General features: G+C 63.7%; 10 protein-coding genes and 1 tRNA gene. 3 read left to right on the plus strand and 8 right to left on the minus strand.

Annotation, left to right across the window (positions count from 1 at the left end):
• Positions 1–188 precede the first annotated feature (188 nt).
• The 6 genes from uriH to O5O53_RS11465 form a co-directional block, all read right to left on the minus strand.
• Entirely contained in the window at positions 189–1187 is a 999-nt protein-coding gene (gene uriH, locus O5O53_RS11440) for a uridine-preferring nucleoside hydrolase UriH (protein WP_269512149.1), read from the minus strand.
• Positions 1180–2622: a uridine transporter UriT gene (gene uriT / locus O5O53_RS11445; protein ID WP_269512152.1), complete on the minus strand. Its 1443-nt coding sequence runs from the start codon at positions 2620–2622 to the stop codon at positions 1180–1182. The genes uriH and uriT overlap by 8 nt, the downstream gene beginning before the upstream one ends.
• 299 nt (positions 2623–2921) lie before the next feature.
• A complete protein-coding gene (locus O5O53_RS11450) occupies positions 2922–3719 on the minus strand; it encodes a serine hydrolase domain-containing protein (protein ID WP_269512155.1) in 798 nt (265 codons plus the stop codon).
• A 30-nt stretch (positions 3720–3749) separates the two neighbouring features.
• Positions 3750–4655 (minus strand): DUF3800 domain-containing protein, encoded by a 906-nt coding sequence (locus tag O5O53_RS11455; protein WP_269512158.1) that lies wholly within the window; start codon positions 4653–4655, stop codon positions 3750–3752.
• Between the two features lie 327 nt (positions 4656–4982).
• A complete protein-coding gene (locus O5O53_RS11460) occupies positions 4983–5621 on the minus strand; it encodes a hypothetical protein (protein WP_269512160.1) in 639 nt (212 codons plus the stop codon).
• A gap of 180 nt (positions 5622–5801) precedes the next feature.
• Positions 5802–6455, minus strand: a complete 654-nt coding sequence (locus tag O5O53_RS11465; protein WP_269512163.1) for a DUF4230 domain-containing protein — start codon at positions 6453–6455, stop codon at positions 5802–5804.
• A 156-nt stretch (positions 6456–6611) separates the two neighbouring features.
• Here O5O53_RS11465 and O5O53_RS11470 point away from each other — a divergent pair, with 156 nt between their 5' ends.
• Both O5O53_RS11470 and O5O53_RS11475 read left to right on the plus strand, forming a co-directional pair.
• Positions 6612–8168 (plus strand): AbgT family transporter, encoded by a 1557-nt coding sequence (locus tag O5O53_RS11470; protein ID WP_269512172.1) that lies wholly within the window; start codon positions 6612–6614, stop codon positions 8166–8168.
• Between the two features lie 160 nt (positions 8169–8328).
• The gene (locus tag O5O53_RS11475; protein ID WP_269512166.1) at positions 8329–8958 is read left to right on the plus strand and encodes a hypothetical protein; all 630 of its coding nucleotides are present in this window, start codon (positions 8329–8331) and stop codon (positions 8956–8958) included.
• A 547-nt stretch (positions 8959–9505) separates the two neighbouring features.
• On the opposite strand, the gene O5O53_RS11480 is transcribed toward O5O53_RS11475, so the two are convergent.
• Positions 9506–10141 carry a hypothetical protein gene (locus O5O53_RS11480; protein WP_239356485.1) on the minus strand — a complete coding sequence of 212 codons (636 nt, stop codon included), beginning with the start codon at positions 10139–10141 and terminating at the stop codon, positions 9506–9508.
• A 27-nt stretch (positions 10142–10168) separates the two neighbouring features.
• Positions 10169–10432, minus strand: coding sequence for a hypothetical protein (locus O5O53_RS11485; RefSeq protein WP_269512169.1), 264 nt, complete (start codon positions 10430–10432; stop codon positions 10169–10171).
• 134 nt (positions 10433–10566) lie between these two features.
• Here O5O53_RS11485 and O5O53_RS11490 point away from each other — a divergent pair.
• A tRNA-Asn gene (locus O5O53_RS11490) sits at positions 10567–10639 on the plus strand.
• Positions 10640–10841: the final 202 nt, after the last annotated feature.

Here is a 10841-nt window from a genome sequence, read left to right on the forward strand (position 1 = left end):
GATTGAAGTCGACACTCGGCGACGGCTACACCACCATCGCCGAACACCGACAAGCACTGAGTGCATAACAACGAGACAAAGTCCCCCAAATGCACTCCAAGAATTTGTCCGCATCCCCTTTTTCGCGGGGTAGCCGGTTGCAGGTAGCCGGTTTTGCGGGAGATCGGCAAGCGTGGCGAAAGGCGCCCCTAGCCGAGGCGCTCTACGGCGTCGACCACCAGGTCCCAGAACCGGTCCACGTCCAGGCGCGTCGCCACCGAGGTGTTGCACGCCGGGTCTGCGGCGGACGCAGCAGCACCAGCAGCGCCACCGCCCGGCACGCTCGACGCGAGCGCAGCGCCGAACGCGCGCAGGTCCGCCACGGTGCGCCCGCGCGTCAAGGTCCCCGAAAGCTCCACCGACACTGGCACGGACACGGTCTCGACCACAGACGGGTCGATGACATACGCCACCGCGCACGGGTCGTGGACTGGCGGGTTGTCAAAGCCCTGGGCGTTTTTGTAGTTGGCACGGAACGCGTCCACAAGCGCGGCCAGGAAGTCGCCGCTCGGCGTTCCCAGATCCCGAAAACGTTCCTGCACTGCGGGCGTCGCTAGGGCTTGGTGAGTCAGGTCCAGCCCGACCATGACCACCGGCCAGTCCTCGCCGAACACGATCGCGGCTGCCTCCGGGTCGACGGCGATGTTGAACTCCGCGGACGGCGAGTAGTTGCCGGCCCCGTACGCGCCGCCCATCAGCACGACCTCGCGCACCCTGGACACAATCCGCGGCTCCAGGCGCGCCGCCAAGGCGATGTTGGTCAGCGGCCCGGTGGGCACCAGGGTCACGGTCCCCGGCTCTTCGCGCATCAGCGTATCGACGATCCACTGCACCGCCCCGATCTCCCCCACCGGAACAGCAGGTTCCGGCAGGTCGAAGCCGTGGATTTCCATGCCGGTGTCGCCGTGGATGTCTTCGGCCGTGATGACGTCGTTAAGCAATGGGCGCGTCACCCCGCGGCAGACGGGGGCATCCGTGAGACCGGCGACCGTGAGCACCTGCTGCGCGTTGCGCGTGACGTGGTCGATGGTGTGGTTGCCGCCGACGGTGGTCAGACCGAGCAGCTCGATGTCCGGGTGGCCGGCGGCGAGCAGGATGGCGACGGCGTCGTCGTGGCCGGGGTCGCAGTCCAGGATGATTTTACGCACGGGCAGCCATATCCTCCGCCGCGAGCGTGTCCGGCACCGACGACGGCTTCGGGATGAGGAAGGACGCCGCGAACGCGCAGCCCAGCAGGATCGCGCCGGCGATCATGCCCGCGCGGTAGCTGCCGCCGGTGGCGGTGAACACGGCGAAGATGATGGTGAACGACAGGCCGGCGCCCAGGTTGAACGCGCCGCCGTTGAGGCCCGGCAGGTAGCCCTGGTTGTGCTTCGGCGCCAGCACGACGCCGAGCGAGCCGAGCATGATGTTGCCCATGCCGGCGTAGGTGATGCCGGCGAGGATGGACATGGCCAGAAGCATCGCGTGGGTGGCGTTGCCGACTACGACGGTGCCGAACAGCACGGACAGCGCCGCGCCGGCGATGCCGATCTGCAGGATGATCTTGTAGCCCACGCGCCCAGCGAGCCAGCCGGAGATCGGGCCCATGGCCAGGCCGGCCAGGGCGTACGGGGTCAGTGTCCACCAGGACACGACACCGGCGGACATGCCCGGGCCGGCTGCCGGGTCCTGGGCGAGGTTGGGCACCAGGCCGTTCATCACGGCGAACACGCCGGTCATGGTCAGCGTGGTGGTGAGCAGCAGCGCCCAGGTTCGGCGCTGCGACAGCAGGTCGGTGGACATCAGCGGGTGCGGGCTGGCCTTCTCGGTGCGCCAGAACCACACCAGCGACGCGCCGCCGACGACCAGCAAGAGGATCACCATGAACCAGTTCGCAGCGGCGAGCTCGCCGGCCATGTTCAGGGCGGTCAGCACCAGGCCGACGCCGACGACCAGGCCGACAACACCCTTCCAGTCCATGGGCTGAAGCTGGTCGGACTTGGTCTCTTCCACGCCGTACTGCACGGCGAACACGGCGATCAGCGCGGCGGCGCCGATGACCCAGAAGAGGGAGCGGAAACCGAAGGCGTCGGTAAGCCAGCCGCCCAAAATCGCGTCAATGCCGGCGATGCCGCCGTTGACCGAGGTGAGGATGCCCACCAGGAACGCGAACTGCTTCTCCTCGCGCACCGCCTGGCGCAGCATCACGGACGTCAGCGCGACGGTCGGGCCGGACACGCCCTGGATCACGCGGCCAACGAACAGCATGGTCACGTTGGTGGCCAGAGCGGCGACGACCGAGCCGATGACCGTGACGATCATCATCCACACCAGCACCTTGCGGCGCCCAATCAAGTCACCCCAGCGCGGCATGAACAGCGCAAACACAGCCGCCGCGGTGAAGAACGCCGTCTGCGTCATGCCGATCTGCGCGGTGGTGGCGTTGAGGTCCATCTCCATCGTGTGCAGCGCCGGCGCGAGCATGGAGGCGTTGAGCTGGAACGCGAAGACGGCGACCAGCAGCGCCGTCATCAGGGGCACGACCTGATTGGTCGGCAGCTTCTGCCCCGCTGCTGGTAGCGGGGTGTTTGTCGTAGTCATGCGTGCAGTTTAAAACACTGCGCGCCGCGCGCCTACACGAAAAAGGCGGCGGCTACACCCGAAATGCGGGGGCATTTTGCCTATCGACGCCCACCTGGCCGCCGCACCCTACCCCCGGCTCGTCTGCGGGCGAGCTATGTGTCCGATTGAGTCGCGTCGCACTAAACCTGAATTCGCCGAAGGGCGCGCACCCGTCCGCCCTGGGAAAACTCGCGCGACTCGCATCAAGCACCCGCGCGGAATTCAGGTTTTCGGCTACACGACTTTTTCGCGTACCTCCCTGGAGGTTTGCGGCCGCCCTACCCCAGCGCCTCCCACAGCGCAGTGTTGGTCTCCTGCCACAACGGCTTGGCCCAGTCGCCGAACTCGCGGTCCGTCAGCACCACGCACGCCTGCCCGCCCGCGACCCACAGGTACGTCCCGGCCATGCCGAAGTGCCCGACGGTGTCCGCGGGCATGCCGTCGCCGGTCCAGTGCGGCGCCTTCTCGCCCTTGATCTCAAACCCGAGGCCCCACTGGCACGGCTTCTGCATGCCGTAACCAGGCACAACGCCGCGCAGGTCGCCGAACTGGTTAGAAAAGGCCTCGCCAAGCGTCGACGGGTCCAGAATACGCGGCGAGAGGAGCTCGGAGGCGAACGCAGCAAGGTCGCCGACGGTGGAGCGCCCGCCGTGGCCGGCCGAGCCGTAGATTTCGGTGGAATCCATGCCGAGGGGCTCGAAGACCCCCTCGCGGGCGTAGTCCGCAAACGCGATGCCGGTGGTCTCCTCCAGGTGGTCGGCCAGGATCTCGTAGCCGGCCGAGGAGTAGATGCGGCGCTCCCCCGGTTCCTTTTGCGGCTCGCGGGAGTCGAACCCCACACCGGCGGCGTGCGCGAGGAGGTGGCGGATGGTGGAGTTGGGGGGACCGGAGGCGTCGTCAAGCTCGAATGCCCCCTCCTCCACCGCGAGGAGCACGGCGTACGCGGAGAGCAGCTTGGTCACGCTCGCGAGTTCGAAGACTTTGTCCTGGTCGCCGAACGTGGCTTCCGTGTCGCCGACGAGGGCCGCCGCGACGTTGTCCACCGGCCAGTTGCTGAAAAACTTCTCGAGCTCCATGCCGCCCACCTTACGTAGAAGCTCGTTTCTTCATCTGTTCTTCGCCCTGACAGCCGCAACACGCACCTGTTCAAGCTTCCTTCGGTTTTCCGGGGTCAGCATGCTCGGGTCGTTGATAACCGGACGCCTTGGATCCAAAATATCGGAATGAACCAAGTCTGGTATTCCCCGCTCGAACAGATGCAATTTGGATTCGTATGTAAAAGCCCCTCGTGCTGCACTGATCTGCTTGGATTCCGCTAACCATTCGTAGCGAGAATTAGGAACAAGTTGGGATTCAACAGCGCGTTTAACGAGAGCGCAAACCCAATCCGCAAACTGGATGTTGGCCGAGAGCGTGCTATCAATATGCATCGGTGGTTCAATGATTCTCCGCATTTCCTCGAAGTCAGCGGCCCTTCCCAGAATGTGGGCGTACATCTGAGGTAGGCGTTGCTTCCGCGACTTCTCATTAATCTGATCCATCATCACCATCACCGATTGGTCGGCTTTGTCGGCGTGCCGAGCGATCCGATTTAGCGCCTCGTACATTGCAGATTGTTCGCGCCTTTCGAATTCTGCTGGGCCGGTGTTGGTCTGCTTCGGTGTCCCCACTGGCTTCTCATCCACGTAATAAAAAAGGTGCCCGCCCATTCCCCTTAACGAACCGATCAAAGAGTTAAACACCCTCAGATTCTGGGGTCGCTCTTCACACACCCTCGCGTACAAGAGCGATGCACCTTTCTTCTCCCAACGCCCCGGGTCTTGGCCTTCAGGAATCTCGTTTTTGAACAATCTCTTCTTCGCTTCTGCGAAGTACGCCCCGAATACACGCGCTTTGTCCTCTGGAATGATGAACCCGCCATAGCCAAATGCTGGGCTGTCAGCGAACCTTGGATGACTAGGGGAGACAAAGGCGCCAGGTGCCCCTATCTCATCTAGATACGCAAGGAGCACGCGAAACCCCCTTCAGGCGAAGCGCCAGGACAGTCGTGCATTCAATACACGAAAACCCACACTAGCGTGTGGGTTTCGGAGTTGCTGCCCGGAGGATTCTTGCGGACGCTCACCTCTGGCTCACATCTGTGAATATACGACGCGCGGGGTACAACGTCAAAGGGTTTCACGCAGAAATTCAAACCGCCCACCCGGCAACGTCGGCAGTCACGAGCCTCAAGCCGGGGACCGGGTGGCGTGCGCCCCACCCGCAGACCCCTAGTAAGCGATCCCTATTACGGCCCATTTTCAGCCATACTCGGGAGGGCTTACTCGGGGTTTGTGTCCTTAGAACGGCAGCGCCGGGAGCCCCGGGATCATGCCCGCCGACGCCGCAAACGCCGCGCCGACGCCGAGCACCGCCAGCACCGCGGCGACGATTCCGGCGATGGCGCCCGGCGCGACCTGAGAGTTCAGGCTCGACGGGGCGGCCGGCTCGGTGCGGTTGATGTCTTTGCCGCAGTCTTGGAAGCGCTGCGCGGTGTAGGAGGCGGCGGACTTGATGTACGCGACCTCGCCGGCGCTGAACGGGGTGTCGAGGGTGGACGGCGTGCCGGTCTTCGAGCTTCCCAGGTCGTCGGCGATGACGGAGCTGGTGGTGTGCTCCTCGACGGGCCAAAGCTTCAGGTCATCAGCTTGCGTCACCGAGCCCCAGCCGTTCTCGCCGAGCCCGGCGCGCAGCTGGTCCTGTTTCTTCGCCCACAGCGCGAGCGCGTCGGCGCGGGATCCGGAGTGGTAGAGGATGTCGTCGGCGTTAAGGCCGGCGGCCAGGGCAGGCACCTGGTCGGCGTTGTACTCGACGGCGCAGACGCGGGAGAAGCCCGGGTCGACAGGCGCATCGGCAGCTTCGGCGGCTCCGGCGACGGGCGGAAGTACGGCAGCAACGGCGGCGCAGGCGATAACGCCCGCGGCAAAAGTTTTACGCATGTGAAAAGATTACCACGCGCGGCGTCTCCATACCTGCCTTTCCACAAACCCTGGGATCCAGACCCTGGGAATGGCCGGAGTTGTCAGTGGGTGAATGCGCCACCTCGACTTGGAGGTTGTTGTGGCGGGTCGGGGCGCGGGAGGCGGGGCGGGGCGAGCGGAAGCCGCGGAACGCACGAACTACCGCGCCTGGGAAACCCGCACCTCGTAGTCCTCGTACTCAGTGCCGGCTACCAGCGCCGCCACGTGAGCGCGCACGAGCTCCTCGGCGTGCTGCCCGGCGCGGTCCAACAACCCGGACGCGATGGCTTTCTCCCGCGCGTCGGCCTCGCGGTCGGCGATGAACCCGGTGACGTCTTCGACGCGGAGTTGGTTGATGGGGTTCATGGTTTGGTCGTAAACCTTGACGCTGTCGGCGTCGATGTGGGATTCGAGCACCTCCACCTCGGGCAGTTGCACGTTGACTTCCCCGTCGGCCAAACGCACGTCGATAAGCGAGGCGTCTTTGATGCCCGCGGTGACGCGCCCGTCGTACGTCACCAGGAAATTCCGCCCGGTAAACGGCACGCGCACCCCAAGCACCTCGAGGCCTTCCTGGTCGAATTTGCCTACGTCGGAGAAGACGTATTCCTCCACAGAAAGCTGGGCAATATCGCCTAGCGACGCCCCAATGGTCGTCGACGTCACCTCCCCCTCCCGCCAATTGAGCAGCGCTGGGCGGGTCAGCGCCAGCACCAGCGCCACGATGGCCAGCACCGCAACAACCGAGGCGGCGCCGGCGAACCCGAAGCCGCGGCGGGCGGGCCGGGGAGAAATTTGGAATTCAGTACTCACGCGATTCACCTTACGGGGTGACGAATATGTAATGTGGCTCTCACAAATTGCCGACAACCAGGAAGACCCACCATGACCGGATCAACCAGGACCGACAAGAAACCCGACCATAAGCCTAAAGACCAGGCCCAAGACCAGCGTCAAGACCAAGACGGCATGTCCGGCTTTTTGGGCTGGATTGAAAAGATCGGCAATAAGCTGCCGGACCCGTTCTGGCTGTTTGTGATCCTGGCCGGCGTGGTGGCGGTGTCCTCCTGGCTGGCCAACAAGGCTGGTCTTTCCGCCGTGGACCCCGCAACCGGCGAAGAGATCCACGTCGAATCTCTGCTCACCGGCGAGAACATCTCGCGCATGGTCACCGACGCGGTGGAGAACTTCATCGCCTTCCCGCCGCTGGGCGTGATCCTGGCGGTGATGCTGGGTGTGGCCGTGGCGGAGCAGACGGGCCTGCTCGCGGCGATGGTCCGCGCGATGGTGGACAAGGTCAGCCCGAAGATGCTCACGTTCATGGTCGCGCTTGCCGGCGTGACCGGTTCGGTGGCCTCGGACGCCATCTACGTGATCATCATCCCGCTGGGCGCGATGGCCTTCCACGCGGTGGGCCGCTCGCCGGTGGTGGGTGCGATGGTGGCGTTCGCGGCGTCGTCGGCAGGCTTTAATTCCTCGCTGATTTTGAACATCACCGACCTGCTGCTGGCCGGCATCTCCACCTCCGCCGCACAGCTTGTCGACGCCGAATACCACGTCTCCCCGCTCGCCAACATCTTCTTCGTCATCCCGTCCGCGGTTGTGCTGTCGCTGATCATCACGGCGGTGACGGAACTGTTCGTGGACAAGAAGGCCGAGAACCTTGTCGACCACGACCACATCGACGAGGACGAACTCCAACTCGACGAGTCCAACCAGCCCGACGACTCCCACCTCACCGACGACGATGACCTGTCGCTCACCCCTCTCGAGCGCAAGGGCCTGGCCTGGGCCGGCGTGACCCTCCTCGTCGCACTGGTGGCCTACTTCGCCCTACTGTTCATCCCGGGCTCGCCGTTCGCGCGGCCGGAGGAGGGCTTCATGGAGTCGCCTTTGATCCGCGCGATTGCCGTGCCGATCACCGCGATCTTCTTCGCCACCGGCCTGGTCTACGGCCTGATCGTGGGCACGGTGAAGGAGGCTGCGGATGTGCCGAAGTTCATGGCCAAGGGCCTGGAAACCCTCCTGCCCATCCTGGTGCTGTTCTTCGCCGTCTCCCAGTTCCTGGCGTGGTTCCAGTGGTCCAACCTGGGCCCCTGGACCGCGATCAAGGGCTCTGAGCTGCTGCAGTCCTGGGACCTGCCGAACGTGATCCTGTTCGCCGCGTTCGTGCTGATGGTCACGCTGATCAACCTATTCATCACCTCCGGCTCTGCGCAGTGGGCGCTGATGGCGCCGGTGGTCGTGCCGATGATGATGTACGTGGACGTCTCCCCCGAGGTCACCCAGATGCTCTACCGCATCGGCGACTCGCCGTCGAACATCATCACCCCGATGTCGCCCTACTTCGCCCTGGCGCTGACGTTCCTGCAGAAGTACTACAAGAAGGCCGGCGTGGGCACCCTAATGTCGCTTTCGCTGCCGTACGCGGTGTCGATGCTGGTGGGCTGGTTCGTCTTCTTCATGATCTGGTACGCCCTGGGCATCCCGCTCGGCCCCGGCGCCCCGATGGGCTACCAGGTGTAGCTCGTAGGCGGTGAAGGCCCGGTTGCGTCCGTGCAGCCGGGCCTTTTGCTTATCGACGAGCCTCCGGCAAGACCCGTCACCCAATTCCCTGCAAAGCAGCTTGGCACGTGCTTAGATTCTATTGTCAGAATCTTCCACGAATCCTGCAAAGGAGAGCTCCGTGCCTAACGCGAAAGATCTCGAGCGTCAGCTCCGTGACTTCCAGAACTTGCTGCCCCAAATCGTCGGCTCTGTGCTGGCGATCATCACCGCCCTTGGCGTGATCCTTGGCGCCGTCGCCCCGGAACTGGGTGATAGCTCCAGCAACAACGGTGGCGGCAACTCCTCCCCGTCCGCCCCGTCGAAGCCGGGTAACTCGGGCAAGTACTCCAAGCCGGAGTTCGCCGACGGGAAGTACCTGCACACCCACCGAAACCGTATCCATGGAATCCAGTCCGGTGTCGACGTGACTTTCAACGGGAAGGACTACCCGATGTCACTGATCTCCACGAACGCAGACTGGTATGACCACTCGACGTTTGATGTGAACAAGAAGTACTCGACGCTAAATTACACCGCTGCGTGGGCTTCCAACATCCCGAACTCTGGCGGTGTCGGCGTGATCGAGGTTTATCTGAACGACGGCCTTCGTGATCGCGTAACGGTGAAGCCGGGCGAGGCCAAGAAACGTAGCGCCGACATCCGCGGCGGCGGCCGCGTCAAAATCATCATGTACGCCGTGGACAAAGTGGACGATAAGAAGAAGGTCAACTCGAACGGCCTCGCAATGCTCACTCCGACGCTGAAGTAAGCAAATAGCGCAATGCCCCACCTCAATCCGAGGTGGGGCACTTTCGTATCTGCAGAAGTGCTACTTCCCAATCTCCGCCGGCGTGCGAATCGGCACCTGGCGCGTGAGCCTCTCCAGCGCACCGTGCTCGCACAGAGTCCAGCCGTTGTAGCACCGCAATACATCCCGCGTTGCTTCGTACCGGCGGTCGGGATCGCACACCAACTTCCGTCGCATTTAGCCTGAATCGGACGGACAGATGCGCGCCACATCAGCCACAAGCACCACCCTGAGCGGCCTCCGCCGACCCTGAATTCAGGTTTTAGCCAAAACCCTAATTGGGGCAACACGCCTTGCGCAGCCTCAAAAATCGGACCAGCGAGTTAAGGGAGCGAAGACAGCCTCCCCCGCCGACGAATTCAGGCTTTCGCCTATACGCCAAAATCGCGCAACACTGACCCACTGCGATCCCAAAAGAAAAGCCGGCAGCGACACAATCCGCTCCCAGCTCAACTCCCCCCTCACCCCCCAGCGCCCCAAGCGCCCGCGAACCCCCGAGGACGAGGAACTACTTCCCAATCTCCGCCGGCGTGCAAATCGGCGCCTGGCGGATGAACTCCTCCGGCGCGCCCTGCTCGCGTAGCGTGATGCCGTTGTAGCACCCGCGCGCCATGCCGTTCTGCTTCGTGCCGGCAGTCGGGATCACGGCCCACTTGCCGTTCGAGTTCTTGAAGTACAGGATCCAGTCCGTCTGGTTCGCACCCGCGATGGCCCACTTACCGTCGCAGAACATCACGTTGGTACCAGTAAAGTGCGGCCACTCCGGCACCACCGCGTCGAAAGCCTGCGGCGCGCAAGATCCACCAGCAGCCGCACCATTGTCCTTCTTCGTCAGCCCCGGGATCGCGAGCGCCGGCACCAGCGAGGACAGCCCCGCGGCCGCAGCCGGGTCCACAAACTCGGGTAGCTCCAGCCAGCCCTGTTGCACCGCGAAGTACCCGCCGGCGCCCACCGCGGCCAGCACGCCGAGGGTGATGCCGATAATCGCGCCCGTGCTTAACGACGAACCTTCGGCCTCCCCCGAATCCGCAGACGAACCCGTATCGGTAGTGTTTGCGCCCTCCTCAGCAAAGGTGGCAGGCGCAATGACGGCGGAGGTGGTGACGGCGGCGGCGACGCCGAGTGCAAGCATCGGTTTCTTCATGTCCGCCACTTTATCGCGTTATCCCCGTCACTTCGAGGGGAACAGCGCAATTCCCCACACTCCGAGCGCGACGGCGGCCGCCACGAGCACCCACCACAGCGCCCCGCGTGGTCGCGAGAACCACTTGTCTGCGGCCAGCCAAACGACGCTCGGAATGACCAGCGCCAGCCCCAGGAACGTCAGCGCCCGCCAGTCGTCAAGACGGTTCGCCGACAACAGACACACCACGCCGAAGCCCGCCAGCCCCCATGCGACGGCGTTTGCTCGGAATCCACCTACCGGAATCAACATGCCCGCCACCCTACCCAAAAATCCAACCCCATAACCAAGCCCGAAAACACCACTCAACCTGCCGATTTGGGCAACGCAGACAACCCACGCTATTGTTACATCTCGTTGCACAGCGAACAGCAACGCAACAATATTCCTCCATAGCTCAGTTGGCAGAGCATTCGACTGTTAATCGAAGGGTCACTGGTTCGAGCCCAGTTGGAGGAGCACTTTCTTTCACCCCGCAATCGGCGCAAAGGCTGGTTGCGGGGTTCTTCTGTTGACCCAGCCACTCGGAGGGAATAGCGGGTTAAACGACAAAAAGTGTGTCTGGCTCGGCGTGTCGTGGGGGTTAGATTTGGCCTTTTTGGATGCCGATTGAGTGGGTGTAGTCGGTGTCGATAGCGTTGTCGTAGAGGGCTGGTCGTCC

This window comes from Corynebacterium faecium, assembly GCF_027257105.1.
Lineage (GTDB): Bacteria > Actinomycetota > Actinomycetes > Mycobacteriales > Mycobacteriaceae > Corynebacterium > Corynebacterium lehmanniae.